The 25,876-nt window shown below is 54.1% G+C and carries 27 protein-coding genes; 10 read left to right on the top strand and 17 right to left on the bottom strand.

Annotated elements, in window-relative coordinates; translation table 11 throughout:
* Nucleotides 1-311 precede the first annotated feature (311 nt).
* Nucleotides 312-2,606, top strand: a complete 2,295-nt coding sequence (locus H7U12_RS04985; protein WP_186633862.1) for a nitric-oxide reductase large subunit — start codon at nucleotides 312-314, stop codon at nucleotides 2,604-2,606.
* A gap of 289 nt (nucleotides 2,607-2,895) precedes the next feature.
* Here the strand turns inward: H7U12_RS04985 and H7U12_RS04980 are convergent, their stop codons facing one another.
* The 10 genes from H7U12_RS04980 to H7U12_RS22565 form a co-directional block, all read right to left on the bottom strand.
* Nucleotides 2,896-3,378 carry a hypothetical protein gene (locus H7U12_RS04980; protein WP_186633859.1) on the bottom strand — a complete coding sequence of 161 codons (483 nt, stop codon included), beginning with the start codon at nucleotides 3,376-3,378 and terminating at the stop codon, nucleotides 2,896-2,898.
* Between the two features lie 457 nt (nucleotides 3,379-3,835).
* Nucleotides 3,836-4,603: an ABC transporter permease subunit gene (locus tag H7U12_RS04975; RefSeq protein WP_186633856.1), complete on the bottom strand. Its 768-nt coding sequence runs from the start codon at nucleotides 4,601-4,603 to the stop codon at nucleotides 3,836-3,838.
* A 3-nt stretch (nucleotides 4,604-4,606) separates the two neighbouring features.
* Entirely contained in the window at nucleotides 4,607-5,314 is a 708-nt protein-coding gene (locus tag H7U12_RS04970) for an ABC transporter ATP-binding protein (RefSeq protein WP_186633853.1), read from the bottom strand.
* Nucleotides 5,277-6,572: a nitrous oxide reductase family maturation protein NosD gene (locus H7U12_RS04965; RefSeq protein WP_186633918.1), complete on the bottom strand. Its 1,296-nt coding sequence runs from the start codon at nucleotides 6,570-6,572 to the stop codon at nucleotides 5,277-5,279. The genes H7U12_RS04970 and H7U12_RS04965 overlap by 38 nt, the downstream gene beginning before the upstream one ends.
* Nucleotides 6,556-7,023, bottom strand: a complete 468-nt coding sequence (locus H7U12_RS04960) for a nitrous oxide reductase accessory protein NosL (protein ID WP_186633850.1) — start codon at nucleotides 7,021-7,023, stop codon at nucleotides 6,556-6,558. The genes H7U12_RS04965 and H7U12_RS04960 overlap by 17 nt, the downstream gene beginning before the upstream one ends.
* A gap of 18 nt (nucleotides 7,024-7,041) precedes the next feature.
* A complete protein-coding gene (locus tag H7U12_RS04955) occupies nucleotides 7,042-7,620 on the bottom strand; it encodes a hypothetical protein (RefSeq protein WP_186633847.1) in 579 nt (192 codons plus the stop codon).
* 79 nt (nucleotides 7,621-7,699) lie between these two features.
* Nucleotides 7,700-9,748: a Sec-dependent nitrous-oxide reductase gene (gene nosZ, locus H7U12_RS04950; RefSeq protein ID WP_186633844.1), complete on the bottom strand. Its 2,049-nt coding sequence runs from the start codon at nucleotides 9,746-9,748 to the stop codon at nucleotides 7,700-7,702.
* Nucleotides 9,749-9,769: 21 nt separating this feature from the next.
* Nucleotides 9,770-10,294: a c-type cytochrome gene (locus tag H7U12_RS04945; RefSeq protein WP_241749133.1), complete on the bottom strand. Its 525-nt coding sequence runs from the start codon at nucleotides 10,292-10,294 to the stop codon at nucleotides 9,770-9,772.
* A 485-nt stretch (nucleotides 10,295-10,779) separates the two neighbouring features.
* A complete protein-coding gene (locus H7U12_RS04940) occupies nucleotides 10,780-11,007 on the bottom strand; it encodes a hypothetical protein (protein WP_186633841.1) in 228 nt (75 codons plus the stop codon).
* Nucleotides 11,008-11,094: 87 nt separating this feature from the next.
* Nucleotides 11,095-11,214 (bottom strand): hypothetical protein, encoded by a 120-nt coding sequence (locus H7U12_RS22565; protein ID WP_241749141.1) that lies wholly within the window; start codon nucleotides 11,212-11,214, stop codon nucleotides 11,095-11,097.
* Between the two features lie 851 nt (nucleotides 11,215-12,065).
* Here H7U12_RS22565 and H7U12_RS04930 point away from each other — a divergent pair.
* Nucleotides 12,066-12,470 carry a response regulator gene (locus tag H7U12_RS04930; protein ID WP_255897518.1) on the top strand — a complete coding sequence of 135 codons (405 nt, stop codon included), beginning with the start codon at nucleotides 12,066-12,068 and terminating at the stop codon, nucleotides 12,468-12,470.
* A gap of 295 nt (nucleotides 12,471-12,765) precedes the next feature.
* Here H7U12_RS04930 and H7U12_RS04925 read toward each other — a convergent pair whose 3' ends face one another.
* The 5 genes from H7U12_RS04925 to H7U12_RS04905 all read right to left on the bottom strand — a co-directional run bounded on the left by H7U12_RS04925 (nucleotide 12,766) and on the right by H7U12_RS04905 (nucleotide 17,193).
* Nucleotides 12,766-13,536: an AraC family transcriptional regulator gene (locus H7U12_RS04925; protein ID WP_206683872.1), complete on the bottom strand. Its 771-nt coding sequence runs from the start codon at nucleotides 13,534-13,536 to the stop codon at nucleotides 12,766-12,768.
* Between the two features lie 199 nt (nucleotides 13,537-13,735).
* Complete coding sequence (locus H7U12_RS04920; RefSeq protein WP_186633832.1) at nucleotides 13,736-14,713, bottom strand: NAD-dependent epimerase/dehydratase family protein; 978 nt, start codon at nucleotides 14,711-14,713, stop codon at nucleotides 13,736-13,738.
* Between the two features lie 422 nt (nucleotides 14,714-15,135).
* A complete protein-coding gene (locus tag H7U12_RS04915; protein WP_186633829.1) occupies nucleotides 15,136-15,876 on the bottom strand; it encodes an SDR family oxidoreductase in 741 nt (246 codons plus the stop codon).
* Nucleotides 15,877-15,985: 109 nt separating this feature from the next.
* Entirely contained in the window at nucleotides 15,986-16,549 is a 564-nt protein-coding gene (locus tag H7U12_RS04910) for an SRPBCC family protein (protein ID WP_194362503.1), read from the bottom strand.
* A gap of 77 nt (nucleotides 16,550-16,626) precedes the next feature.
* Complete coding sequence (locus tag H7U12_RS04905; RefSeq protein ID WP_186633826.1) at nucleotides 16,627-17,193, bottom strand: Crp/Fnr family transcriptional regulator; 567 nt, start codon at nucleotides 17,191-17,193, stop codon at nucleotides 16,627-16,629.
* Between the two features lie 240 nt (nucleotides 17,194-17,433).
* Between H7U12_RS04905 and H7U12_RS04900 the strand changes: the two genes are divergently transcribed.
* The 3 genes from H7U12_RS04900 (at nucleotide 17,434) to H7U12_RS04890 (ending at nucleotide 20,124) form a co-directional block, all read left to right on the top strand.
* Nucleotides 17,434-18,318, top strand: coding sequence for a YsnF/AvaK domain-containing protein (locus H7U12_RS04900; RefSeq protein ID WP_186633823.1), 885 nt, complete (start codon nucleotides 17,434-17,436; stop codon nucleotides 18,316-18,318).
* A 116-nt stretch (nucleotides 18,319-18,434) separates the two neighbouring features.
* Nucleotides 18,435-19,088, top strand: coding sequence for an OmpA family protein (locus H7U12_RS04895; protein WP_186633819.1), 654 nt, complete (start codon nucleotides 18,435-18,437; stop codon nucleotides 19,086-19,088).
* Between the two features lie 67 nt (nucleotides 19,089-19,155).
* Nucleotides 19,156-20,124, top strand: a complete 969-nt coding sequence (locus tag H7U12_RS04890) for a DUF2382 domain-containing protein (protein ID WP_241749129.1) — start codon at nucleotides 19,156-19,158, stop codon at nucleotides 20,122-20,124.
* Nucleotides 20,125-20,687: 563 nt separating this feature from the next.
* Here H7U12_RS04890 and H7U12_RS04885 read toward each other — a convergent pair.
* Complete coding sequence (locus H7U12_RS04885) at nucleotides 20,688-20,927, bottom strand: hypothetical protein (protein WP_186633816.1); 240 nt, start codon at nucleotides 20,925-20,927, stop codon at nucleotides 20,688-20,690.
* 191 nt (nucleotides 20,928-21,118) lie between these two features.
* On the opposite strand from H7U12_RS04885, the gene H7U12_RS04880 reads away from it, so the two are divergent.
* The 5 genes from H7U12_RS04880 to H7U12_RS04860 all read left to right on the top strand — a co-directional run bounded on the left by H7U12_RS04880 (nucleotide 21,119) and on the right by H7U12_RS04860 (nucleotide 25,100).
* On the top strand, nucleotides 21,119-21,343 hold the full coding sequence (locus H7U12_RS04880) for a hypothetical protein (protein ID WP_186633813.1): 225 nt from the start codon (nucleotides 21,119-21,121) through the stop codon (nucleotides 21,341-21,343).
* 136 nt (nucleotides 21,344-21,479) lie between these two features.
* Nucleotides 21,480-21,659, top strand: a complete 180-nt coding sequence (locus tag H7U12_RS04875; RefSeq protein ID WP_186633810.1) for a hypothetical protein — start codon at nucleotides 21,480-21,482, stop codon at nucleotides 21,657-21,659.
* Nucleotides 21,660-21,911: 252 nt separating this feature from the next.
* Nucleotides 21,912-22,337: a response regulator gene (locus H7U12_RS04870; RefSeq protein WP_186633806.1), complete on the top strand. Its 426-nt coding sequence runs from the start codon at nucleotides 21,912-21,914 to the stop codon at nucleotides 22,335-22,337.
* Nucleotides 22,338-22,359: 22 nt separating this feature from the next.
* A complete protein-coding gene (locus tag H7U12_RS04865; RefSeq protein ID WP_186633803.1) occupies nucleotides 22,360-23,451 on the top strand; it encodes a PAS domain-containing sensor histidine kinase in 1,092 nt (363 codons plus the stop codon).
* 560 nt (nucleotides 23,452-24,011) lie between these two features.
* Nucleotides 24,012-25,100, top strand: a complete 1,089-nt coding sequence (locus tag H7U12_RS04860; RefSeq protein WP_186633800.1) for a PAS domain-containing sensor histidine kinase — start codon at nucleotides 24,012-24,014, stop codon at nucleotides 25,098-25,100.
* 315 nt (nucleotides 25,101-25,415) lie between these two features.
* Here H7U12_RS04860 and H7U12_RS04855 read toward each other — a convergent pair whose 3' ends face one another.
* Entirely contained in the window at nucleotides 25,416-25,853 is a 438-nt protein-coding gene (locus tag H7U12_RS04855) for an RrF2 family transcriptional regulator (protein ID WP_186633797.1), read from the bottom strand.
* Nucleotides 25,854-25,876: the final 23 nt, after the last annotated feature.

Below are 25,876 nucleotides of genomic sequence, written 5' to 3'. Positions count from 1 at the left end.
AGAGCACAGCTATCACACAAAACTAACGTAATGGCAAAAAAGTAATAAAAGACATTCATCTCTTTTATTTATGACATTTATCATTTTCCTTCAAATTCAGGCAAAAGATATTTGAGCACATAATCGAACAATTATTTCACTGGTTCTGAAGTTCCAATTCAACTTTATGGATGTCAAAATTTTCCATCATCTTTGGTTAGAAAGAATGGCAAAACGGCGTTTACTCTTAAGTATCAAGGCATTAGTTCTACTACTAAGCCAATTTTTTCTCTACAGGCTTCGCGCATATTTTTTTACTAAAACTAATAATCATGAAATACAAAAAACTCTGGATTGGATTCATTGTCGTTATTGTGGGGTCCTTTGCCGTTCTCGGCTACTATGGTTCTGAAATTTACCGCCAGGCACCGCCCATTCCAGAAAGGGTGGTCACGGCCTCAGGCCAAACCATCTTTACTGCCCAAGATATTATGGATGGGCAAAACGTGTGGCAATCTACGGGTGGGCAGGAACTGGGCTCCATCTGGGGCCACGGTGCCTATACCGCCCCCGACTGGACCGCAGATTGGCTCCACAAAGAAGCCATGTTCTTCTTAGACCGCTGGGCCCAGGAAGCCAAAGGCACCAACTTTGATGCCCTGGACGAGGAAACGAAAGCCATGCTACAGGCCCGCTTGCAGAAGCAGATCAGGGCTAACGGCTATGATCCCGCCACCGGTACACTTACCATCTCCGACCTCCGCGCCGAGGCCATTGCCGGGGTAAGTGGGCATTACACCGGCCTGTTCATGAACGACCCGGCCCTGGCGGAATACCGCGATGCCTACGCCATGAAAAACAACACGGTGGAAGACCCAGAGCGCATGCGCAAGCTGAACGCCTTCTTCTTCTGGGCGACCTGGGCTTGCGTAACCGAACGTCCTGGTCAGGATATCACCTACACGAATAACTGGCCCGCCGAGGAGTTAGTAGGAAACCGCCCCAGCGCGGACCTCCTCATCTGGACTGGTTTCAGCGTAATCGTGCTCATCTCGGGCATTGGGCTGCTGGCCTTTTATTATGCCTCGCATAAAGAAGAAGAACTGGACCACAGCAGGCTCCCCAAGGAAGACCCCTTGCTGGGTTTGCAGGCCACGCCCTCTATGCGGGCAACCCTTAAATACTTCTGGATTGTAACCGCGCTCATTGTCGTGCAGATTTCCTTTGGGGTAGTTACGGCCCACTATGGCGTGGAGGGCCAGGCCCTGTACGGCTTCCCGCTCTCCGATTTCCTGCCCTACTCCATTACCCGCACCTGGCACGTGCAACTGGGGATCTTCTGGATTGCCACTTCCTGGCTGGCTACCGGCTTGTATATTGCCCCAGCCGTTTCGGGCAATGAGCCGAAATACCAGCGGCTGGGGGTAAATTTCCTGTTCATTTGCTTGCTCATTATTGTGGCGGGTTCGCTGGCCGGGCAGTGGTTCGGTGTTATGCAGAAACTAGGTTACGGGAAGAACTTCTGGTTTGGACACCAAGGCTATGAATACGTTGACATGGGCCGCTTCTGGCAAATTTTCTTGCTGATAGGATTGTTCCTGTGGCTTTTTTTGATGGTACGCGCCATTTGGCCCGCCTTTAAAAGTGATGCCGAAGGTCGGCATTTGCTGGGCATGTTCCTCATCTCCTCGGCGGCCATCGCCCTGTTCTGGGCCGCAGGCCTTATGTGGGGCCAGCACACCAACTTAGCAATTGCCGAATACTGGCGCTGGTGGGTGGTGCACCTGTGGGTAGAGGGCTTCTTTGAAGTATTCGCTACCGTGGTCATTGCGTTCCTGTTCGTGCGGATGGGCTTGCTGGAAACAAAAATGGCGACTGCCACCGTGCTTTTCTCCACCATCATCTTCCTGTTTGGGGGCATTATCGGTACGTTCCACCATCTGTATTTCTCCGGAACGCCCACTTCGGTGATGGCCTTGGGGGCCACGTTCAGCGCCCTGGAAGTAGTGCCGCTGGTGCTCATTGGGTTTGAGGCTTACCATAACTTCACCATCAGCCGCTCCACCACCTGGATCAAAGCTTACAAATGGCCCATCTACTGCTTTATTGCCGTGGCGTTCTGGAACCTGGTGGGCGCGGGCGTGTTCGGCTTCCTGATCAACCCGCCCATTGCGCTGTACTACATGCAAGGTCTGAACACCACGCCGGTACACGCCCACACCGCGTTGTTCGGGGTGTACGGGGTGCTGGGCATTGGGCTGATGCTGTTTGTATTGAAAGGTTTGTCCAGCCGAAGACGCTGGAAAGACGGGGTCATCAGTTTTGCGTTCTGGTCCATCAACATTGGCCTGGCCCTCATGGTCCTCATCAGTGTGCTGCCCATCGGGCTAATGCAAACCTGGGCCAGCGTAAAATATGGCCTCTGGTACGCCCGCTCAATGGAATTCATGCAGACGGACACCATGGAAATCCTGCGGTGGCTGCGCGTTATCGGGGACACTATTTTCGCGGTGGGCGCAGGTGCCCTGGCCTGGTTTATCATCGGCCTGAAAACTGGGCACTCCTTGGAAGATGACGAAGACGTATCTAAAAACATTCCGGCCCACGAAGAATTGGTAAATAAATAAGAGAGCATTTCCACACAAAGCTGTTTTCAGGAGCGGAAGCCGTTTTAGGCCTCTTTTCCTGAAAACACTACAAAAAATTCCAGGTCTGATTCTGCCTAAGTTAAAGACTTTGTCGGTTTTGTCTAGGTTATTGAAATGGCTTTCGATGTTTTCTTAGGAGGGAGAAACCAACAGCCTCAGCACTGCCCTCTGGGCAGCCAGAACTGACAGAGTATTTTTGCTCCTCGGCCGGAAAACCACCAAGGCCACAAAGACAGCCGAAAGCCACCACCACCAGAATAAACAACGGTCATTGAAAATAGGTCTGGTATTGGCTCAGGTGCAGGGCCAGGCGGTCGCGGGACTTTGCGGCGGCTGGCAGGTCGTTGCCACTCAGCACTTTTACATCCGCCAAGATGGGCATCAGGTACGTGTGCAGCATGTCGTGCTCCGGACCTTTCATTTGGCAGTCGGCAAACACGGCCTTAAACCCAAGTTGTAAGCTCTGTCCCAGTTCATTTAATGCTGCCAACGAGTTGGTTTCGGTCAGTTGCTGGTGTTGACGCATCAGGTCCTGCAACTGCCGTAGGTTCGCCTTGGTGGCCTCGTCGGCTTGCCAGCGCTCTTCCCCGTTCAGCGCAAGGCCATGGGTGGTTGCGGGCTCTGCATGGGCGGTGTGGGCGGTTTCGGGGTTAGTAACGGGAGCGGTTTCGGGGTTAGTAACGGGAGCGTCTTGGGAAGAGCAAGATGCCAGCAGGCAAGTTGTTACGAGGAATACACATAAATTCTTCATGGGGAAGGGTTGAGCATATAATACAAATTGGCCCTTATATAAGAAGGCTGATATCCTTAATGAGCGCATCCGTTTTTAAGCAAGTGTAACGGAATTCGGGCCGATATAAAATGACATCCATCAATCTAAATCCTGTCATTAATCTGGATAAGTGCCCTCCAAATTTAGGAAAACTTTGAACGTTCTTCTCTCCTTTCCCGTGCACTGTTAACAGAGCTCACGTTTTTGGTCTGGTTTCCGGAAAAAAGCCAAAAAAACAGCACATAGGTTTCAAAGGCTCAGATGAAGATTTACGCTAAGTAAAAAGTAAAAAGTGTAGACTAGAAAGTGTAGACTAGAAAGTGTAGACTAGAAAGTGTAGACTTAAATATCCTATACTTTCTACTAATACCTTCTGTTTTAGGCCTATTTTGGCCAAATCAGGCCTAAAATAGAAATTATTAGACTATTCTTTTACTTACAGGTCTTTTCTGGAGAATATTCTCTTGGCCCAGAGCAAAGGGGCCAACACCCACACCACCAGCAACCCAAACGCGAGGGAAATACCCCAAAGACTACCCAAAATACTCTTGTACAAAGCACCCGTATAACCCATCAGAGCGGAGACATCCAGGTTCAGCAACACCAAGATGCGACCCAAGTCTACCGGGTTCAGGGCTGTCATCGCCAACGTGGCATGCTCCAAAGGGTAATCGCCGAAAGTATACAGAATGAACAGCACAATACCGTCATAAATAAGGGCGAAGTAAAACCAAAGCATCAAGGCGATACCTATACCTTTGGCCTTGTCGCGCGTAATCACTGATGCCAGAAAAGCCATCGCCACAAAGATGAAGGTGATAAAAACTCCCGTCAGCACCAGGTATACCCCCGTGAGACTAGCCCCAAAAAGCAGCACCGGAATGCCAACGCCCACCAGAAAAGCGGCCGAGAGCGCGAAAGCCACGCCTAAGTACTCACTCAGGAAAATCTTCCGGCGGTCTATGGGCTGGGCCACCAGCAGTTCTATGAACTCATAGGAGTTGTAAAAGTGGGTAGTGGCAAACACAATGCTGATGAGCGGCACCGTGAGCAGCACCAGGTTCAGCAGACTGAGGAGGCCTTTGTCTGGGCTGCCGCCCAGGTTGAACAACCCAATGGAGAGCAACAGCAGAAACAGGGTATAGGCGATGATGATTTTACTTTTGACGATGTCGTAGAGTACGTACTTTATGATCTTGCCCATGGCTTAGTTCTCCCCGTTCATGATTTTGGCAATGGCCCGGCTCAGGCGCTCCTCGTTGGTCTGCTGCTTCAGGCGGGCGATGGTCTCGTGGAATTTCACGCTTCCGTCCACCAGGCACAGCACCTCGTCGGCCACTTCCTCCACCTCGCTCATGATGTGCGAGGTGATGAGGATCAGCTTACCTTTCTTCTTCTCCTTCAGGATCTTGCCTTTCAGGATCTCGGCGGAGATGGGGTCCAGGCCAGCGGTGGGCTCGTCCAGGAGCAGCACCTGCGGGTCAAACATGAACGCCAGCGCCGCACTCACTTTCTGCTTGGTGCCGCCAGAGAGGGCACCCATGCGCTTCTCGTACATATCCGGTAGGCCATACAGGCCAATCAGCTCCTCATCCACCACCTTGCCGTCTTTGCGTATGTCCCGCACCATCTCTATCACCTGCCTGATCTTCATATTCTCTGGGTAGCGCCCAATCTGGGGCATGTACCCGATCTGGCGGCGGTAGGCGTGTTTGTTCAGCACGCTTTCGCCGTTCAGCCTGATGTCACCGCTGTTGGGCAGGGCCATGCCCAGAAGGCACTTGCCCAGGGTGGTTTTGCCTGCCCCGTTGGGGCCTATGATAGACACTACTTTGCCTGCGGCAAACTCAAGGCTCACGTTTTTGAGCACCTGCAGTTTACCGTAGGACTTGCACAAATTTTCTATCGTTATCATGGTTTATCTTCTTCATCAGCGGTTGTCCGTCAACCAGTTGTTCGGGGGTGATGCTCGGCAGCACTTTCTCTAGGTTGTCCAGCAGGTTCACCATAAAGCTGCGCATAAACATCACCGCCGGCGGCACCCGCTCCACCAGCATGGAGAACAAACTTAGGGGGCGGTAGGGCACATCGCCCTGCTGGTCTTTGTTCAGGTCATATCCGGTGTACTTGTCCCAGTAGTTTTGCTCAAAGTGGTTTTCCTGAATGGTGCCGTTGGTGCTCACGTCAAAGGAGTTCCCGGTGAAATTGTTCAGCCGGAAAGTGTCCTCCCTACAGGTGGTCATCAGCTTGACGGCCCAGCCGTTGCGCTCAAAATCGTTGTTTTTTATGTCCAGCTGGCTGGAGCCTTCCATATGAATGGCGGTGGTGTTGCGCCGGAAGGTGTTGTGGCGGATGACACTGTTGCTGATGTCCCTCAGCAGGAGACCGTAAGAGGCGGCGCCCCAGTTGTCTTCAAAGGTGTTGTGCACCATTCTCACGTGGGTGGTATACATCACAGCCACGCCGGCCCCGTTGTTCCGGAAGGTATTGTAGGTATAGGTGTTGCCGTCTGAGAACATGAAGTGCATGCCGTAGCGCATGTTCTGGTGGCTTGTGTTGTGGTGTACCTGGCTGTTCTTCACCACTTCCAGGTAGATGCCGTCACGGTGGCCCTGCACGTTGTTGCCGCTTATCTCCACGTTGTCTGTGTAGTACAGGTGAATGGCGTTGCCCAGGGAAGATTCGTTCTTGCCCTTGTTCTCTCCTATGACCTTATTCCCCTTGATCACGATCCTGTCAGAGTTTTGCAGGTAGATCGCGAAGTAGGTTTTCAGGATGGTGTTGTCCAGTATTTTGATATTGATGCGCTCAAACACCCTGATGGCGGCATCGTCCCTGGTATAGCTGGTGGCCACGTTTTTGAGGGTGAACCCTTGGATGGTCACATTGTCGGCGGTCACGCCAATGAGCTGCCCCGTGAAGTTGCCGTCAATGACCGGGTTGTTTTTCCCCATGAGGGTGAGCGGCTTGTTTATCTCTATCCTGGATTCCTGGTACACGCCGCCGTTCACCAGCACGGTATCGCCGGGCTGGGCCTGTTGCACCGTCTGCTTCACAGACGTAAGGGCACAGGTCCTGCACACCGTTAGGGTGGCCCCTGCCGCGCTTTGCGCCAGTACCAACGGCAGCAGGACACTGACTACCGTTAGCAAACTTTTAGTGGTGTTTCTCATCATTTTTCACGATTGCCAGCACCTGATCCCAGGTGAGCAGTTCTGCGCCCTGCTCCTGCTGTATTTTCTTGGCGGCCTCTGGGGTAGAAACGGCCAACAGGTTCATGCCCATGGGGCTGGGCAAGGCTGCGCTCCGCACAAAGTGGGCCCTGTTTACATTTATGAGCTCTGTGGGGTTAGAAAAGTCCGTTACCATCAGAAAAGAGGCTTTCTGGCCTTCTTCCGGCTTGCTGTTGACATAGGCCGCCAGGCATTCAACTGCGTCAAAAAAATAAGGCTTGCCTTTGTCATTCACCAACTCTGCCCCGTACCGCACATCTGTAATGGTCATGTTGCAATGCGTGCAGTTGGCGTTGCCGTAAGGAACCGGCTTGGGCTCCGTTGAGCAAGCCGTCAGCAACAGGACGGCTGGCACCACCCAGCCATAGGTGAAGGATAAGATTCGTTTCATGAGACAGGGGCTTTATTTCTAGGCCGCTTTAGGCCTGGAACTTAGATAATAGGCCAAACAGGAAAATAAGACCCCCAGCAAAACACCCAGACTGCCCCAAGCGGGCAAAGACAAAGCTTCAAAGTTGAGGAGTTGCTTTCTTCCCAGCATAGGCGGTATGTAGGTCATATTTGGTACTTTGATAGGGGCCTGGGGGTTCAGGTTGGTTCCGAACTCGTGCAACCACAGGTAAAAGTCCACTAACCCTACGGCCCCGCCTGCCATCAGCAGAATCACCCAGCCCAGCACTAGTTTTCTTTTCCCTAGAAAGGCCGCTACCAGGCCTAATACCACAAGAAAAACCACAATGTAGGGCATGATTTTGAGCTCGGCAAACGATTCTGCGTGAATGGGCGCCATGCCAATGTAATGGTTGAGGATGTTGAAGTTCTGGAGCACTGACTCAGAACTACCGGCCAGTTTATTGACCCAGATGTGCAATTCCAGCCCTTCGGGGTATTGGGGGGCTTTCAGGTAGATCTTCCACATAGGGAAGAGAAACAACAGGCCCGGCGACAAGGCCGCGAGAACCATTAATCCTTTGTGGTATGCCTTCATCCGTTTTACGTTATGGTGAAATAGAAAAGACAGCAGAGTCTTTTTAGAAGCCTCCGCTGTCTTTTTCAATTTAAAGAAATTATTTACCTATATAAGCGGTAGCAGGGGGTGCCGGCTTTTTCACGCCGGTAGAGAATTTGATAGGTACGTTAGACCCTCTCTTGGAAACCCGCACGTAGCCTTGCATTTCCTGGTGCAGCGCAGAGCAGAAGTCTGTACAGTAGAAAGGGAAAACACCTTCCTGCTTGGGTACCCACCTCAGGGACTGGGTGGAGCCCGGCATGATCAGGGTCTCTGCGTTGTTATTTCCCATGATGGCGAAGCCGTGCGGTACGTCCCAGTCCTGCTCCAGGTTGGTGACGTGGAAAATCACCGTGTCACCTACCTGTACCCCTTCAATGTTATCTGGCGTGAAGTGGCTTCTAATGGAGGTCATGTTCACCTTCACCGTTCTGCCTTGGCGGGTCACGCTCACGTCTTTCTCGTTCTTGACGGCTTGGGGGTGCTTGTTTTGATCCAGCTTGAAGAACTTGACGCTGTTAGGCGCTATCTTATTGGCGGCAATGCCCTGCGCGTAGTGCGGTTCGGCCAGAGTAGGGAAGTCCAGGAGCAGTTTCATCTTATCCCCGCTGATGTCTATGAGCTGGGCGGAGTGCAGCAACTCTGGGCCGGTGGGCAGGTAGCGGTCTTTGGTGACCTTGTTCATGGCAATCAGGTACTTGCCGTAAGGCTCCTTGGTGTCACCCCCTGGAATCATTAAGTGGCCGGGAGAGTAATACACCGGAATTCTGTCTTTCACCTTGAAGTCTTCAAGGCTCCATTTCACTACTTCAGAAGAAACGAACATGGTGGAATAGGCATTGCCTTTGCCGTCAAACTCAGTGTGCAAGGGCCCTAAGCCCGGCTCTTTCACCTCAGCGTGCAGCACAGACTCATACTTGAACACCGGAATACCGTTCACCTCCCCGTCAAAGTCTTTGTTCTGGATGGCTTTCTGCATTTTAGTGAAAGAGAACACCGGCAGTGAAGAAGCCAGTTTACCGTTTACTACCATGTACTCGCCACTAGGGTCTACGTCAATGCCGTGCGGCGATTTAGGCGCCGGAATCAGGTACATCATGCCCGGGCACTCTTCCGGAAGCAGGTAACGCACCTTTTTCTTTACGGTAGAATTGACCCTATGCGTGCCGTGGTCCATCTTGTTGTGGTAGTAGTTGGCTGGCATTTCGTGCGCCTTGCCCTCAGCGGCATACTGGGCCGCCAATTTCCAGTTAATGGCCGCCAGGTAGTCGCGGTCGTTCTGCGAGGCCCCCAGTTCCTTTAAAGTACCAGACTTCTCTGAGTTGTAGGTGGTAAAGAACACCCAGTCGCCTGAGGGGCCCTTACCGCCGTTGGCTAAATCGTAGTCAAAGCCGGGCACTAGTACCTGGAAATCCAGTTCCATGTCACCATGCTCTTTGTCAACCTTGATAAAGGAGATAGAACCCCTGAACTTGTCTTTATACTCTGACAGGCTTGCATCTCCTGTCCCCCCCTTCATGTCAAGCGGCACACTGAAGCGGGTACCGGCAATAACGTACTCGTTGTTGTTGGTGGGGTAGGGCGAACAGTGGTTACCCGCGGAGTTCGGGATCTCCATCATCTCCACGGTCTCAAACGTGGTCAGGTCTACCCGGGCCACGCGGGGCGTGTTGTTCCCGTTCACAAACAGCCAGCGGCCATCTGTGGTCCCGTTGGCGCGGGAAAGCTTGGGGTGGTGGAGGTCGTCCCAGGGCACAAACCCGTGCGAGGTCATCAGCATAGGCCTGGTCTCTTCGTTATAACCGTAGCCGTTCTCAGCAAATTGGCTAAAAACCGGGATTACCTTGAGCAGCCTGCCCGAAGGGATACCGTAAACCGCCACCTGGCCGTTGAATCCGCCGGACAGGAAGGAGTACAGCTCATCGTGTTTGCCCGGTGCCACATACACCGCCGTGGCGGCATCTGCGGCAACGGCACTTTCTTTGATATTGGCATCCTCACCCTTGCCAGAGCTGTTACAGCTTTGCAGCAAGGTCCCCGCTGCCAGCGCCACCAACAGGCCGACTTTAGGGACAATACTCTTAAATTTATTGATTCGTGTTTCCATGATTATTAGTTGTAATATCTACTAGCTTTTGCTGTCATTCTGTCTCAGGTACTCCAAAATGGCCCGGGCATCGGACTCGGTAACATTCTGGTTAGTCATCTGGGTCAGGTGCTCAGCCAACAGCTTCTTAGCCGTAGGGTCTTTCTTGGTCATTTCCTCGGGGTTGACGATCATGTTCATGATCCACTCCGGCTTGCGGCGCTCCGTTACCCCCGCCAGACCCGGGCCCACTACTTTCTGGTCACTCAGTTGGTGGCAGGCAGTACATTTGCCGTCAAAGATGGCTTTGCCGGAAGTGGCGAGCGCCTGGTCTATCTCAGTCCCCACCTCCACGTTTTTCACGGGACCAACGCCAAATCCGTTATCCGCCGCCTCTTTTTCGGCTTCCGCTACGGCGTCCTCGTGCAGAGTATACTCGGGTTTGCTGGCGGTTTCCTTCTGCTCAGAAGAGCAACCGGAAAAAAGAGCGGCACACATAATGACTACCACCTGCATCCGCAGGGGAGACTTGATTGTGTTTACGATGCTGCTGAATTGTTTTTTCATGAGGTTTGGGGTAAATGGTTGTGGTGTGAATTATGAAACAAAAGTAAAATTTATTAAAAGAAAAATAAGAGACATGTATCTCTTTTATTAATGACTTCAATCATGATTTTATTGTATTTCATTTCATACTTCAAAGGAAAGGATACAGGCAACATTCACCAGAAGTGGTTTCAAGGCTTCTGAGACCAAACGAATTCTGAATCAGTATTCACAAAGGACAGAAAACACTTTGCCGTCAATTGACATGGAGAAGATATGACCTCTGTTCAAGTAGGCCATTGTCTGTTTTATGTCATAATCCTTTATTGGCTTGTCCGTGATAGGGAAAATATAGAAGGGAAAGGCTCGTAGGAATAGATTGAACCGGGCACCCTACTAAAAATGATGGGAAGAATGCCTGTTGGACAGATAACTTCGACCTTTTCTCAAGAAATTTAATTTCGTTTCTGCACCATGGCTTTGGGCTATCCCTGCCACGGTACCCTTTACTGCTGCCGCTGGTTAATTTCTGCGGCTGATGAAACGGTGTCTACTTCAAGGTCTTTGGAGGTATCTGACTCATACTCTACCTGCGGGTTTCTATTATCACCAGATCCTATCTCTACGCTCTCATCCGAAATTTTGCTATCGAGGTTTGAGTTTTCAGCGTTGTTTTCAGTATTGCCGCAGGCAAAAGCAAAGGCTCCGAGTAGAAGAACAAGTAGTTTTTTCATAAATGCTTAATTTATTTTGATTTTGTTTAAACGTTTTAGTGACTTTTTTGTTTTGCTGACGCCTGATTTAGGATAAAACGGCACGACTTATATAGCGTTTAAAGGGGGGTGTACCCGGGCTGGGGACACGCTGTTGCATCTGAGGTTAGCTGTCAGATGGTTCTTCGCAACAGACATTGTCGTGGCATAAATGGCGCCCTTGCTCATGGAGTAGGCAAAACGGTCGGGGATGCCTACATGCAAAGCAATGGAGGCCAAGTCAGGATGACTCCTCCTCGCTATTCCTTTATCTTCGCCACAGTCGCCTGCATACAGTATTAATTAGGCTCCTATGACGTTTACTTGGTAGATTTCATCCAAATTCGTCTTCAGGAAACCAGCCAATGAAACCAGTGTTATAGTAATTGAGGCGGGTTGGGAAGACAGCGTTGCTTCCAGGCTGATTTGAGTAAACCAAGTGGTGCAGGGTCTCTAGAGGCCCTTAGATACGGGAAGAGGAAGAAAGCACTACAGGATTCCCGCACCAGCCCAGCGCAACCTCCTTCCTTTTTTCTCCCTTCCGTAAACGGTCCTTACCCGCCGCGGCCCGGGAAGGCGCGCGTTCTCCCGCCGACGGAAGGAATCCCGGTGGCGGCCGATCCCCTTTCTTGCCGCCGCGGGTGGGATCGGTTCTCCAGCCAGGCTGTATGCCCCTGTACCGGCCAGCTTGAATAAGCAACGGCAACAGATCGGCCAACATGTCATGGCACGAGTCCCATTAAAGATGAGATCAATAAACGCTCGTTTTCTGGACTCCTCCCGCCTCCCCTGCCGACCGCACCTGTTTTACGCCTGACTCGTCCTGAAAAAAGTTGCCCCCTGAAGGTTCCGGCCATTGTTCTGCACTGAAAAGCCCAATGCAGCGTCAGTTCTCCGGCGACATGGGACAGAGGCGCTGTCCCAACGAACGACGCTATAAAGATGTTCACTCCTAAATATAATTATTCTATATATATTGAACTTTCTCCGCCTAAGACAGGTTGCTTTCGCAGACTCACCCGAAACCCCACCCCACTAAAATGAGCCTTGGCAAGGTCCTGGTTATAGACTATGATGAAATATCCTGTTTTCTTGTCGAAAGGGTTATGTCCCGGAACGGGGGCACCGGGCAGCTAAGCTTTGCCAAGCACGGCAAAGCGGCCTTGGATTTACTCGAAAGGGAAGTGTTTGACTTGATTCTCCTGGAGATCAATTCCCCTTTCATGGAGGGCGCCGAGTTCCTACGCGAGCTGGACCGGCTCCAGGAAAGAAGGGGGGCGGACCTCCCCAAAGTAGTGGTGGTGACCTCCTCCGTGCGTCACACCTTCCTAGAGGTACCTCATCACCGTATAAAGGGGTATCTGCCCAAGCCGTTCTCAGACAGGCATATGGAGTTTCTGCGTGCCCTGCGGCAGGACGAGGGAATCCAGGAAGTCTCTCCCTAGAGCCCAGCTTATGGACCCATTGGATGGGACATGCAGAGGAGAACGTATTTCATGATTAAGATTTTTTCTGTACGGGATTCTCCGAAGAGATCACCAGTTAATTCATCAAATGCCCCTGCATAGCAAAGGTCTATACATTCCAGCCCAGATTTCAGGAAGGACTTATTAAGTACCTTTTAAGTAAGGGGCTTGTTTGCTGAAGCAAACTTAAGATAAGAGATATCTGTCTACTGAGGAACTTCAGTTGCCATGCTTATTTAACTGTGCTCGCCCTATCCTTTGATTTCAGGACGAGTCACCGGCAGACATCCTGATGGAACTTAAGGTATTGCTTAGGGGATAGGTGCAGATAATGCTTAAAATCGTGGATCAGCTGGCTTTGGTCATAATAGCCGCAAGCGTCTATGATCTCAAACCAATTGGCTCGGGCAAGGTCATTTTGTAAGAGGTCAACGGCTTTTAAAAAACGCCGGTAGCGGCTGATCTCCTTAGCGGTATAGCCCAGATACTTCCTGTGGTTGAGTTGGATGGTCCTCTCACTCTGCTTTGTTGCCTTCGCGATCACTTTGATAGGGTTGAATGCGGCGGAAGCATCCCTGTAAGGCATTATTTCCCCAAAGGCGGATTCCCTATCCTTCAGGTAGGGTCTGCAGAAATCCAATATCAATGGGACACGGCCGTCAGGGTCAATGCCTTTCAGTAGGTACCAAAGTTCAGTGAAACAGTTACCCCTATGCAGACCGTCCGGCTCGATGGGGGTTTGGCCAGCCGAGGGTAATTGCCCGAAAAAGCGGTAGAAGGCATCATCCCTGAAGTTGGCCACCAATATCTCGGCACCGGAGGGCATCTCATAGCCGAAGGATTGCTTTACGGGACCCAGGATAATGCATTTGCCGACTTGTATCCGGTTTCCCATATCTGAGCGGAAAGACACCTCGCTGCCAAAGCTGAAGACCATCATGGTCTGGAAGGAAGGCAGGAACGTCTTGTGGATGGTTTCCCCGGTATTATTCCCCGATATATAGAAATGCGTGAACACCTCTTCGAATTCGGCGGGTACGGCCATTCGGAAGCTGCTAGATCCGGACTTATTTTCCATAGAGAATTAGATTCGCAAAACAGGAACTGCCTGCCGACGGAGTGGTGACCCATACATTGGGGTTCTAAGATTTCCCCATCTCCGGAAGCAAGGCAAAAGGCAGTAAGGTACGAAATAGTTCGGCAATGGTGCTTCCCCTCATGCGGTGTCTTGGGCAACAGGAACCTCATGTGGGTAAGGAAGCGATGGCGGTTGTTTTAGCGGGACTTCGATCCTGCCGTAAATACCAGTCGGCCGTTGCCTTTATCCCTACCTCATAGGGGGTAGGCGTGAAGCCGAAGGCTTTCTCGAACTTGGAGGAATCAAAGCGGAAGGCAAACTCGTCCTGGTAGTTCATCTCGTAGGCCTCTCTCATGAAAGGGTTGAACAGCCCGATTATCCCCAGAAGCCATTTGGGGAGGACTGAGACCTTGCCTGGGGCCTGCATGGCTTTGGCCGCGAGCGCCGTGAACTCCCGTCCCGTCAGCGCCGGCTGTACCGAGGGCAGATGCCAGGTCTGTCCGAAGGCATGCCCGTGGGTGGCCAGCAGGTAGAGCGCTTTGGCGGCATCCGGCGTATAGCTGAAGGAGCGGGGGACGTCGGCATTGATCGGCCATTGGGCTTTCCTGCCTTTTGCCAGGTTGGAGAAAACATACACGCCCGGCGCACTTTTATCGGTAACCCCGGGACCGTAGAAATCGACGGCCCTGGCGATGATAGCCTGGATGGAACCGACCTTTATCGCCTCTTCCAGCATCCGGGCCACCTCCTCCCTTACTCTCCCTTTCCTGCTGCAGGGTCGGTAGGGTGTCTCCTCCGTCATCCCTCCCTTGACTTTCCCGTACATGTACACGTCGTCGAAGAAAATCAGCTTGGCGTCCGCCTGCTGGCAGGCAACTATCACATTCCGCATGATCACAGGCCAGTCGCGCCGCCATACCCGGTGATCGTAGGCGAGGCCGATCAGCAGGTAAACCACGTCGGAGCCTGCCACCGCCCGGCAAACAGCCTCCCGGTCCAACAGATCGGCGGCGAATGTCGCAGTCCCCGCCACTGGTTTTGGGTTCCTGGAGACCAGGCGTATGGTTTCCTTATTTTCTTTCAGTACCGGGATCAATGCGTTCGCGATGGTGCCGTTCGCCCCCAACAAGGTGTGTAATGCCATTTCCTTACGTGTTAACCGTTTATGTTATTCTTGATTGCCAGGCAAAACTACACGGTACACCCGGGTGGGAATTGTAAGAAAACGAAGCCAACCCTTCGGTTCTTGCTGCTGATGTGGTTCACATAATGGCCGGGAAGGCACATGTTCAAGGCTTTGACCCATGAAACAAAGGGATACAGCGAAGAAGGCCTAGCAGATCCAGGCCTTTTCCGCTGTATCCCCACCTCTGATGCCGCCCCATCATGGCCCAATCGGAAGCCGCGCCATTCACAGGCAGGTGATGACCGGAAACAAAAAAGAAAGTTCGCTGAGGAAGAGCTCAGCGACATTTGCCACCTCTTCCACTTCCCACGGCCCCTTTGTTTTCTAAGCTGTTCATGGTTCTGTGGCGCAAAATGAGGGTAGGGGTTTCATACCGGGGCTCAGGCCATGCCGCCATTCACCCCGATGTTCTGGGCGCTGATCCATTTGGCCTCGTCGCTGGCTAAAAACAATACTATCTGCGCAATATCCTCCGGTTCCCCGATGCGGTTGAAGGCGGAGAGGGAAGCCAGGCGGTCCATTACCTCCTGCGGTTTGCCTTTGGTGAAAAGTTCGGTATTCGTCGGGCCCGGCGACACCGAGTTTACATTGATTCCCCGATGGCCCACTTCCTTGGAGAACACCCGGGTTAGTTGCTCCACCGCGGCCTTGGTCGCTACATACGTGCCGTAGGTAGGCAGCATGAGGCGGTTTACCGAGGTAGAGAAGTTGATGATGCTGCCATTGTCCTGCAAGCGGGTGGCCGCTTCCCGCAGGGTATTGAACGTCCCCCTCACATTGGTCTCGAACTGACGGGTGAAGTCTTCGTCCGTGGTGTCCTGGATGCGTTTGGTGACCATGATACCGGCATTGTTTACCAGCACATCTATCTTGCCATACCTGGCAATGCCGGCATCGAACAGGTCTCTGACCTGGTCCGCCTTACTGACATCGGCCTGGACGGCCATGGCCTCCCCGCCTTGTTGTTCTATCTCGGAAACCAGTCGTTCGGCCGCCTGCTGGCTACCCGCGTAGTTTACGATTACCCTGGCCCCGGCAACGGCCAGTTTCCGGGCGATGGTGGCGCCGATTCCCCGGGAAGCGCCGGTAACCAGGATTACTTTTTCTTTTAAAATGCTCATTTTTTTTGCGTTTAAGTTACCTTACGGAGATGGCGGATGGGAGGCCGGGGAAAGGACGGATATCACAGCATGAAACACAGATACCTGAGGTGAGGGGGTGCAGACGGTGTTAGCGGCTGGCATTCTTGTACCGTCCGCTTTCCAAGTCGTCTTTCAGTGTCGCCAGGGCATTCCTGAGCAAGCCGTTTATATCCTCTAGCAGCAGCAGCTTGATTATTCCACGGGTAATGGAATTCTTAGGGACAACCCTATAGGTCCATTCAACTTTCACCTGCCCGTCACCAAGGTCTGTGAAAACCCAATCGCCTTCGATTCTCTCTGCTAAAAAACGCAGTTGGGAGGTGAAACTTTCTATCCTGTAGGAAAACGAGGTATGGGGCACAACCGTCAGAAGGCTTTCCTTTGAGGTGGAACCGTCTTCGAAAAAGACAGTCCTGCTCATTCCTGCTCTGATCCATTTTTCCTTCTCGTCGGTTCTTACGATTGCCGGCAATCGCCCGTACCGTTTGAAGATATGGGCCAAGTCCACGGGCACGATGTAATTGAAGGCACTATCCAGGGGGGCGTTAATGGTTGCCGTCACTTTTGTCTGGGGGAATTCCCCGTTGCTTTGGGCGAAGGCCAATCCACAGGAGAATGCCGTAAGCGCAAGTGTAATCCAGAATGTTGTCATCGTGTTTCTTTTTGGTTAGGTCGCAAAACTCGTAACCAAAGAATCGGCAACACTTGCCATTTGGCAAAAAGCGGCAATCAGATATTCCTCCTAATCCTGCTCAACGAAGACTGTGTGATTCCCAGATAGGAGGCAAGCAATGAGAGCGGGATACGGTTGGCGAGATGGGGGAATTTTTCCAGAAAGCTGAGATACCTTGTTTTAGCGTCCTCCGCCAACATTGGACTGATTCGGTTCACCTTTTCGACCAGGGATTTTGAAGTTATCTTGTTGATAATGCCGTCCCAGCCTATGATGGTCAGAGAAAGTTCCCTCAGTGCCTCCGATGAGAATACGATGAGTCTGCAGTCCGTGATGGCCTGTATGTATTCCGAGGAGGGAATCTGGGTGGAGAAGCTGTTCAGGTCAACCGCAAAGTTGTGTTCATCGATAAAATACCTGGTGATCTCTTCGCCCCTGTTGTTGTAGTAGCAAACCCTCAGAATACCGTCAGAGACAAACGCGACTTGATTGGCGATTTTTCCCGCCTCTGAAAAGTAGCCGTCCTTTTTAAGGTCTACCACTCTGGCCTTACTCTTAACCAAGTCAACCTGTTGTTGGTTTAGTTGTCCGAATTGGAGTAGATAATCTATGAGTGCTTCCATTTCCGCAAGTTGCAAAATATATCTCCGACCAGTTTTCTGTCATTCCCCAAAACAAAATAGACACTTGGTTGTCTAGCAGACCTCACGTGTAAAATTCAGGGAAAGTACAAACTTCCTTTATTTCGTACAAAAAAGAAACCAAGTATTTACCGCAACGTTTATCTATAACAGTCAAAACAACAGTGGCGAGGATTTCCAAACCACGGTTATTTCCATAAACCATACACAAACACCAAAACTATGGCACAGACAGTAATAGGTATTTTCGACAGCTCGGCGGAGGCCCAGCAGGCGGTAAGGGAATTGAAGGACCTAGGCATCAGCGAGGGCAACATCGACGTCTCCAGCTCAAGTCCCTCCGGTTCCACGGCCGGCGCGTCATACGGCAGCGCCACCGGCTCCACCACTACCGACCATGACGCCAGCGACAGCGTCGGGGGGTTCTTCCGGTCCCTGTTCAGCGATGACGACGAGCGCGCGAGCACCTACTCCCACGTGGCCCGCCACTCGGACTGCATCGTCACCGTGCACGCCCGCTCGGACGAGGAGGCCCGCAGGGCGGCCGCAATCCTGGACCAGTACGGCTCCGTGGACGTGGACCAGCGCGCCACCGAATACGGTTACCGCGGGAATTCCCAGACAGCCGGCGCCGGCACCCACACCGGGAATACCACCATCCCCATCATCGAAGAGAACCTGCAGGTGGGCAAGCGCGAGGTGGAGACCGGCGGGGCCCGCCTGCGCAGCAGGATCGTGGAGCGGCCGGTGGAGGAACACCTGCGCCTGCGCTCCGAGCACGTGAGGGTAGAACGCCACGCGGTGAACCGCCCGGCCACCGAGGCCGATTTCGCCGGGTTCAGGGAAGGCGAGATTGAGATGGCCGAGCGCGCCGAGGTACCGGTGGTCAACAAAGAAGCCCGCGTGGTGGAAGAGGTGTCTCTGGGCAAAGAAGTAGAGGAACGTGACGAAGTGGTCAGGGAAACGTTGCGCTCCACCGAGGTGGACGTGGAGAACCTGACCACCCGCACAGGCACTACCAACACCACGGGTACTAACTACGGCACCGGCAGCACGGGAACCGGCCTAGGCACTGACCTGGACAATGACCGTAGCACCGCGCTGTAGTTTGTAACTATAAGAGCAAGTAGGGCGGCTATTCATTTTGGATAGCCGCTTTTGTACTGCCTTCTTTTATGGAGGCAGAAATTTCCCAGTCCCATTTACCTAAACAAAATAAAACTATGGCTGATTTAGACGTTCAACCTAAAACCAGTAAGCCTTGGTGGCTTTGGCTTCTGATGGCTTTGATTGCACTTGCCCTATTGTTCTTCCTGATGCGCAGCTGCGGCAGCACGAGGGATGAGGCAGACAGCGCCACCTCGGCCGTCTCTGAGTCCGGCGATGCCGTGGCGGGTGCAGCCGCCACCGGTGCCGCCGCTGTCTCAAACGCCTGGGACGGCATTGACCTCGATGCCCCGGACGCCAATTACGACGAGATCACCGACCAGGACATTGAGGTGCGCGGAACTGACGGGTACGCCGTGTACAGCCTGGACGAGACCATCCTGTTCGGGAGCGACCAAAGCACCATCCAGCCGCAGGGCACCGAGAAACTGCGGCAGATTGCCGCCTCCATGGGCAAACGCTTCAACGGCGGGCAGGTACGCATCTACGGCTACACCGATGCCCAGGGCAGCGCCTCTTACAACAAGGAACTGGCCGAGCAACGGGCCCAGGCCGTGCAGTCCTGGCTGGTGCAGAACGGGAACATCACACAGGACAACGTATCCCTGCACCCGGTAGGCGAATCCCGCCCGGTGGCCTCCAACGCCACGGAAGAAGGACGCCAGCAAAACCGCAGGGTGGAGATAGTAGCCCGCAGACCTGAGCAATAAAAGCTCCGCCCAGCCTTACCGGGCTTTGAGACCGATTGAATCAACAGCATCTAAAACTTTAATCACCATGGAAAGAGACAACCATTACAGCCAAGCTAACCGCCTGCAGGAGTTGAGCGGCAGTGACTACGAAATAGCAGACCACCAACCCAATATCAAAGGCTGGACCGTGAAAGATCCCCAGGGCCAAACCATTGGGGAGGTGGACGAGCTCATCTTTGACGTGCAGTCGCGCAAGGTACGCTACATGGTGGTGGACCTGGAGGGCAGCACCCTGGACCTGGAACCCCGTGATGTGCTCATCCCCATCGGCATCGCCGATTTGCATGAATCTGAGGATGATGTGATCCTGCCCTCCGTTACGGCCGAACAGCTCCGCTCCCTGCCCACTTACCACAAGGGAAGCATAGACCAGGAGCACGAGACCTCCATCCGGTCCATCTTCGGGGGACTTGGGGCCGCCGCCGCCCTTACCGGCCATCATTCTGACCGAAATCAAGATGATTTCTACAACCATGAGCTTTTCTCTGACCGTGGCTTTACCCGCCGCCGCACTTCGTCTACAGACAACGGCTACGCAGGCACCCAGACAAACAACTCGGTGGAAGGCGGCACCGTCATCCCAATCATTGAGGAAAACCTGGAGGTGGGCAAGCGGGAGGTAGAGACTGGCGGCGTGCACGTAAGTAGCCGCATGGTGGAACGCCCGGTAGAGGAACACGTCCGTCTGCGCGAAGAGCGGGTGGTAGTGGAAAGAACCCCCGTGGACCGTCCTGCCACCGCGAGCGACCTCAACACCTTCCAGGAGGGTGAGATTGAACTGACCCAGCACGCCGAGGTACCGGTGGTGAGCAAAGAAGCCCGTGTGGTGGAAGAGGTCTCGTTGGAAAAAGACGTGGAGGAACGCGAAGAGGTAATCAGGGAAACACTGCGCTCCACCGAGGTGGACGTTGACAGACTGAATACCGGAGCCCCGGATACATCGGGTACCGGGTTGGGTATTGACCTTGGCAATGACCGCTCCACCGTAATCTAAGTAGTGGAGAAGTAAGGCTTATGGGGCGGCTATCCTTCTAGGGTGGCCGCCTTTCGCTTTTGCCCCCTGGTTTAAAAGGGCAGGGAGGGAGAAAAAGAGGGCGGATACCCGCCCTCCCTTTCATCAGTTAAACAGGGAAACAATTCTAGGCTAAAGATAGGCGTTATCCTGGGGTGGGCAAGAAAAAGCGAACGGCGCACCACGCCTTCAATTTGGCCGTTTGCGCGTAAAAACCGTATGCCCCACAGAACCTGCTCTACAGTTGGCGATGGAAAAACCACCGAGATACCCCAGGTACTGCCGGAGAAGGGCTGAGGAGCTGGCCAGGTTCGGCAGGCCTCCCGTCCGCTACTTCCTGGAAAGGAAAGGGGGCGCCTACGGACCCTTCCCCTCCTTCTACGAGGCCTTCCAGCACGGTCTCCTCCTCTTCTTCCCCAGCACCGATTTTTTGGTGCGGAAGGAAACCCATCAAGGGCTCAGTTAGGGGTATTAAGGCGAAGCCGCGGAAAATGCGGCACCTGTATAGGTCGCGGTCCTCCCTCCCTTACCTGGGTTGCCCTGGGCTATCCCCCGTAACCGGCCAGCGCCCGCTCCCCCCTTCCGATGATCATGATCCCCTCCTGCTCGGTGTCCGCCACGAACCCCTTCCGGTACAGGTCCCCGTCGATCTGGGAGGCCAGCTGACCGGTGGGGTCAGGGATGGAGAGCTCGGCCAGGATGTCCCCCACCCGCCTGGCCCTCCCGGCGTTTTCTTTGAGGTTCCGCAATACCGCGTACAATGTTTTGGTGTAGGTTGATTCCATATGGCATGGTTTACGGTTGGTTGGCCCTTATACTTGACGCGGGCCTTGATGGTTTGCCCCGGAAGGCAAGGCGTCCCAATGGCTGGGACTTCAGCGGTGGGGTGCCGGTGGGCGTCAAAGGATTGCGTGACCGGGTGAATCCGGAACTAATCCTGAGCATTCGCCCTTTATGCGGGGAAACAGGTAACGGTATGGCGAGAGGTTCGAAGGTGGTGGTGTCCCGGGAAAGGTTCCGGTGGTTCCTGGAGTTGGGTTGCCCCCCGCTTCTGGGGCAGCCGGACACCCTCTTCCAGCCGGACTCGGTAAAGCTCTACCCAACCGGTTTTGAGAAGGTCTTCACGGCGTTCGTGATGGCGGAGATCCTCTTCCATCCGGAGGGGGCCATCTACAATAGGCTCAAGCTATATTCTTCCTAATGCAGGGCAGACAATCTCTGAAAGGAAGGAATGCTCAAAGCGTCCGGTCAGAAACTCAGCCCCTGAATCGCTTATCCGATCGCAAAATTGAATTTGGGAAAAGACCCAGTATAAGTAAAAAAGGATAACAATATTCTTGGAACTGAACACTGGCTACGGCTATGATGATTTGCCCAAAGAGGGCCAAGGAAAAGATAATAAGCCGAAAGATCACCCTATCTTCCTTGTACTGCCGCCTCTTGACGATGCCCGCCATATCCTCCCAACTGTCTTGCAGAAGTGTTACGTGCTGTTCTTCCGGGTGCGGTACGGGTGAGTTGAGGTAGCGGGAATCGCCCCTCTGCGACAACGGTTTTGGCTGGGCCTCTTCACCTGCGGAGGGAAGGCTTGAACCTGCTCCGTCGCGGGCAGGTTCAAGCCGGTTGGGCTAGGCGGCCCTAACCTTCATAGCATAAATGACTTTAAAAGCAAGTCGTAAGACCCGCAACCGTACGCCTTTAATTTCGGTAATGCCTATGAACTTACCCCCGCCCGCTTATGAGTTTACCGCCACCCAACCTTTCGAACCATGGAGAAACTGAAATGCATCCTGCTGGTGGACGATGACCCCGCGGTGCTCTTCCTAAACAAGGCGATCATCCAAAGGGCCCAGGCGGCGGAACGGGTGCTCGCCGCGGCAAACGGGAGGGAGGCCCTGGCCCTGCTCCATCAGAGCTGCGGGGCCTTGGGCCAAGGCGACCCACCCTGCCCCCAGCTTATCCTGCTGGACATCAGCATGCCCGTTATGAACGGGTACGAATTCTTGGCGGAGTTTGGTCGCCTGGGGCTCAGTCCCGCCCCGGAAGTGGCCCTGCTGACCACCTCCCAGAACCCTCGGGACCGGGAGCGGGCCAGCAGCCTCGGCGTAACCGAATACCTCGCCAAGCCCCTCTCCCGGGAGTCGCTGGAAAAGCTGCTTGCCAGGAAATTCGGCGGGCATCAACCCAGCGCCTGACACCAACCCAGCCTAATACCCCATGACCTTGGCCAACCATTCCCCCTACTTCCCCCTGCTGGAACGCGTAGCCGCAAGCTACGGGCAGGCGTACTTCGTCTACCACGTGGAGGGAAGGCGTTTTCCCTACCTCAACCCTGCCTTTCAGCAGATTTGGGGCATGTCCCAGGTGCCCTGCCTAGAGGCCCCGGAGCGTTTGCTCCCCGCCGTCCACCACGAGGACCTTGGCTTCGTCAAAGGGCAATACCGGGATCTGCTCGGGGAGGGGGGAAAGCGCACGGCGGAGTTCCGCATCACCCTCCCGGGAGGCGAGACCCGTTGGCTTTGCCTCTCATGCGAGCTGTTCAAGGAGGAAAGCGGTACTTTTATAGCCGGCTTCGCCGAGGATTTCACCAAGCGCCGGGAGTACCACCACAACATCCTCAAGTTCAACGCCAAGAAGAATGCCACGCTGGAGATACTCTCCCATGACCTGGCCGCGCCTTTCACCCTGATCCAAGGGCTTGCCGCCCTGCTGCGGATGCCGGGTGAGAGGAACGAGGAAGAGCTTCTCCACGCGCTCGGGCTCATCGAGTCAAATGCCCAGCGGGGCTCCGACATGATCCGCGACTTCGTGAACAACGAATTCCTGGAGTCCTCCCAGGTGGAACTCCACAGGGAGCGGATCGACCTCGTGGAACGGATAAAGACCATGATGGAGGATTACGAGCAAAACGGCGGGATGGTCGCCAAGCGGTTCGTTACCCAGGTGCCTGGTACCCCGGTCTACCTGTACCTTGATGAGATGAAGTTTCTCCAGGTGATGAACAACCTGATCTCCAACGCCATCAAGTTCACCCAGGACGATGGCACCATCACCGTAAAGGTGGAGGACCAGGGGAGTTCCGCCTACCTGGCCGTCTCCGACGACGGCGTGGGCATCCCCGAGGCAATGCACCCCATCCTGTTCGACAAGTTCACCAAGGCCAGGCGGCCCGGGATCCGGGGCGAGAAGAGCGTGGGCATGGGCATGTCCATCATCCGCAACATCGTGGAGCTGCACGGAGGCCGCATTTGGTTCGAGAGCCAAGAGGGGGTGGGCTCCACCTTCCACCTGGAGATCCCCAAACAGTAGGAGAGCGGGGGGCCCGTAGCCCTTCATCAGGCCCAAGCCGTTTTTCCTGAAGTGACAGAGATTAATCTTCACCCTTTAACCACCCCGGCTACCTATTTCCCGGGGCCAGTGCCGCCCTGCGCCCCGGAGAGTAACAATAAACCTATGGTAAACCCTAAAATTTGGAGGGCAGGGATCGCGCCATTGACGCTCCCTTGCCCTTTCCATAGGTAGTTTTATTTTGCACGGTCTAGGTACGTGCCAATCCCCAAAGAGTTGCCACGCTGGTCAAGGCTATAAAGGGCACGGACGCTTTAAATAAAAAATTTCTCGGCAAGGAACAAAGCTGAGCGGGCAAAGGTTACCGGGTCAGCCTAACTTATCTCGTGAAGGGGTTAGGCGGCTTGCCCTTGGGTTCTGTTGGGTTGGTGCCGGGTGGAGGGGAGTTTTACGGGCGTTTTCCTGTAGAAACCCGCCAGGTTCCGGAGTTGGGATAAGGTCCGTTTGCCGCACCTGGGGTTTCCCGTGCGCAATCATATTTTAAATTTGATATATAACGAGAACACATATACAGTAAGTAGATGGAACAAGACGCCGAATATGAAGTATTTGGGAACCTGATCAGCGCGACCCGGAAGGTGCTATTTTCCTATGACGTGGACGCAGCCACCTTCATCTCCCTCAACGCCGCCTACGGCCGGATCTGGCAAAGGACCCGGGAAAGCGCGCTGGCCGACCCCGCCACCGTGTGGGAGGCCGTCCATCCCGATGACCGCGATTTCCTAGCCAAGGAGTACGACGAGCTGGTGGCCGGCATCATGAAGGAGGACCTGGAGTTCCGCCTCGTGCTGCCCGACAAGTCCGTGCGGTGGCTCCTGCTGAACCCCCACCTGATCACAGGGGCGCGGGGCGGAAAGGTGATCGAGGGGTTTGTGGACGACATCACGGCCCAGAAGGAGAACATCGGCAGCCTGCAGAAGTACGTCGCCAAGAAGGACTCCGTGCTGGAGATCCTCTCCCACGACCTGGCAGGGCCGCTCCATAACATCCACTCGCCGGCCGCCATGCTGGCCGAGACCACCGCGGCGTACGGAAACGAGGAGGTAAATAAGATTGTCTCCCTTATCGGCGACTCGAGCGCCCGCAACGTGCGCCTCATCCGGGAGTTCGTGCAGCAGGAGTTCCTGGAGTCTTCCCAGACGGTCATGAAGAAGGGCCGGGTGGACCTGGTGGCCATGGTCTCGGAGATCATCGGCCAGTACCGGGAGGGCGAGGGCCATATCCAAAAGCAGATCCGCTTCTCCTGCCAAACGGAGAAACTCTATGCCCAGGTGGACCAGTACAAGTTCTCCCAAGTCATCAATAACCTGCTCTCCAACGCCATCAAGTTCACCGAGGACGAGGGGGTAATCGCCATCGTCTTGGAGGAAAAGGAGGAGTGCGTGCTGATCACGGTGCAGGACGACGGGGTCGGCATCCCCGTGCAGTACCAGGATGAGCTGTTCGAGAAGTTCACCCGGGCCCGGAGGCCGGGGCTGCGGGGTGAGCCCAGCACGGGGCTGGGCATGTCCATCATCAAGACCATCGTGGAGTGGCACGGAGGCACCATCCGGTTCGAGAGCGAGGAGGGGAAAGGCTCCACTTTTTACATCGAGCTGCCCAAGGAGTGAAGTGAGTAGCCGGATGACTTACGCTATCAGAGAAAACCTTCCTGCATAGCTCCTGTTTTCAAAAGGCTCCCTCCTTCTCTTATAGTTTTCTTTTGCAAGGAGTTAATCGGGCAGACATTTCACCTACGCTTTAGTTAGCAAAGCATTTAAAGAGGAACTAGAGGGGGAGTAGGTCTCTCCTACTCCCGAAGTACCAGAGCCGCGCTGCTGTTCAGGCTCGTGTTCAGCAAAGAATCCCTATTTGCTGAAGATTTATCCATATCCAAGGGAAATCAGCTAGGAGTATCTACCTCCTCCCGCCACGGCAGGCAAAAACTATTTCTTCAGGGAAAGCAGGCCCTGGACCAGTTCCTCGTTGAACTCCCCGATGGTCGTTCGGTGCAGCAAGTGGTGGATCTGGTCCCTGATGGCCTTGAACTGGCTGTGCAGCGGACAGGGATTGGTCTCGGAGCACTGCTTGAGCCCCAGCGCGCACCCGCGGAAGATCCCGTCGCCGTCCACCGCCTCCACGATGTCGCTCAGGGGCCTGGACAGCGAGGCCGCATCCAGGTAAAACCCTCCGTTGGGACCCTTCGCCGAACTGACCAGACCCCTTCGGCCCAGCTCCTGCAGGATCTTGGCCAGGTAAAGCTCCGGCGAGCCGATGCCGGCGGCAATTTCCTTGATCCCGACCCTGCCGCCCTGGGCTGACCGGTGCGCGAGGAAGAACACCGCGCGGATCGCATACTCACACGTCTTCGAGAATATAGCCATAGCTTCAGGGCAAAGATAGGAAA

The sequence above is a fragment of the Rufibacter sediminis genome, assembly GCF_014269285.1.
In the GTDB taxonomy this organism is placed as follows: domain Bacteria; phylum Bacteroidota; class Bacteroidia; order Cytophagales; family Hymenobacteraceae; genus Nibribacter; species Nibribacter sediminis.
The sequence above is the reverse complement of the archived record's forward strand: the minus strand, read 5'-3'. Positions and strand labels throughout refer to the sequence as shown.

Excerpts from the sequence above, each read along its gene's own strand:
- H7U12_RS04985 (WP_186633862.1), top strand. The coding sequence starts at position 312 with ATGAAATACAAAAAACTCTGGATTGGATTCATTGTCGTTATTGTGGGG.
- H7U12_RS04980 (WP_186633859.1), bottom strand. The coding sequence starts at position 3,378 with ATGAAGAATTTATGTGTATTCCTCGTAACAACTTGCCTGCTGGCATCT.
- H7U12_RS04975 (WP_186633856.1), bottom strand. The coding sequence starts at position 4,603 with ATGGGCAAGATCATAAAGTACGTACTCTACGACATCGTCAAAAGTAAA.
- H7U12_RS04970 (WP_186633853.1), bottom strand. The coding sequence starts at position 5,314 with ATGATAACGATAGAAAATTTGTGCAAGTCCTACGGTAAACTGCAGGTG.
- H7U12_RS04965 (WP_186633918.1), bottom strand. The coding sequence starts at position 6,572 with ATGAGAAACACCACTAAAAGTTTGCTAACGGTAGTCAGTGTCCTGCTG.
- H7U12_RS04960 (WP_186633850.1), bottom strand. The coding sequence starts at position 7,023 with ATGAAACGAATCTTATCCTTCACCTATGGCTGGGTGGTGCCAGCCGTC.
- H7U12_RS04955 (WP_186633847.1), bottom strand. The coding sequence starts at position 7,620 with ATGAAGGCATACCACAAAGGATTAATGGTTCTCGCGGCCTTGTCGCCG.
- nosZ (WP_186633844.1), bottom strand. The coding sequence starts at position 9,748 with ATGGAAACACGAATCAATAAATTTAAGAGTATTGTCCCTAAAGTCGGC.
- H7U12_RS04945 (WP_241749133.1), bottom strand. The coding sequence starts at position 10,294 with ATGAAAAAACAATTCAGCAGCATCGTAAACACAATCAAGTCTCCCCTG.
- H7U12_RS04940 (WP_186633841.1), bottom strand. The coding sequence starts at position 11,007 with ATGAAAAAACTACTTGTTCTTCTACTCGGAGCCTTTGCTTTTGCCTGC.
- H7U12_RS22565 (WP_241749141.1), bottom strand. The coding sequence starts at position 11,214 with ATGAGCAAGGGCGCCATTTATGCCACGACAATGTCTGTTGCGAAGAAC.
- H7U12_RS04930 (WP_255897518.1), top strand. The coding sequence starts at position 12,066 with ATGAGCCTTGGCAAGGTCCTGGTTATAGACTATGATGAAATATCCTGT.
- H7U12_RS04925 (WP_206683872.1), bottom strand. The coding sequence starts at position 13,536 with ATGGCCGTACCCGCCGAATTCGAAGAGGTGTTCACGCATTTCTATATA.
- H7U12_RS04920 (WP_186633832.1), bottom strand. The coding sequence starts at position 14,713 with ATGGCATTACACACCTTGTTGGGGGCGAACGGCACCATCGCGAACGCA.
- H7U12_RS04915 (WP_186633829.1), bottom strand. The coding sequence starts at position 15,876 with ATGAGCATTTTAAAAGAAAAAGTAATCCTGGTTACCGGCGCTTCCCGG.
- H7U12_RS04910 (WP_194362503.1), bottom strand. The coding sequence starts at position 16,549 with ATGACAACATTCTGGATTACACTTGCGCTTACGGCATTCTCCTGTGGA.
- H7U12_RS04905 (WP_186633826.1), bottom strand. The coding sequence starts at position 17,193 with ATGGAAGCACTCATAGATTATCTACTCCAATTCGGACAACTAAACCAA.
- H7U12_RS04900 (WP_186633823.1), top strand. The coding sequence starts at position 17,434 with ATGGCACAGACAGTAATAGGTATTTTCGACAGCTCGGCGGAGGCCCAG.
- H7U12_RS04895 (WP_186633819.1), top strand. The coding sequence starts at position 18,435 with ATGGCTGATTTAGACGTTCAACCTAAAACCAGTAAGCCTTGGTGGCTT.
- H7U12_RS04890 (WP_241749129.1), top strand. The coding sequence starts at position 19,156 with ATGGAAAGAGACAACCATTACAGCCAAGCTAACCGCCTGCAGGAGTTG.
- H7U12_RS04885 (WP_186633816.1), bottom strand. The coding sequence starts at position 20,927 with ATGGAATCAACCTACACCAAAACATTGTACGCGGTATTGCGGAACCTC.
- H7U12_RS04880 (WP_186633813.1), top strand. The coding sequence starts at position 21,119 with ATGGCGAGAGGTTCGAAGGTGGTGGTGTCCCGGGAAAGGTTCCGGTGG.
- H7U12_RS04870 (WP_186633806.1), top strand. The coding sequence starts at position 21,912 with ATGGAGAAACTGAAATGCATCCTGCTGGTGGACGATGACCCCGCGGTG.
- H7U12_RS04865 (WP_186633803.1), top strand. The coding sequence starts at position 22,360 with ATGACCTTGGCCAACCATTCCCCCTACTTCCCCCTGCTGGAACGCGTA.
- H7U12_RS04860 (WP_186633800.1), top strand. The coding sequence starts at position 24,012 with ATGGAACAAGACGCCGAATATGAAGTATTTGGGAACCTGATCAGCGCG.
- H7U12_RS04855 (WP_186633797.1), bottom strand. The coding sequence starts at position 25,853 with ATGGCTATATTCTCGAAGACGTGTGAGTATGCGATCCGCGCGGTGTTC.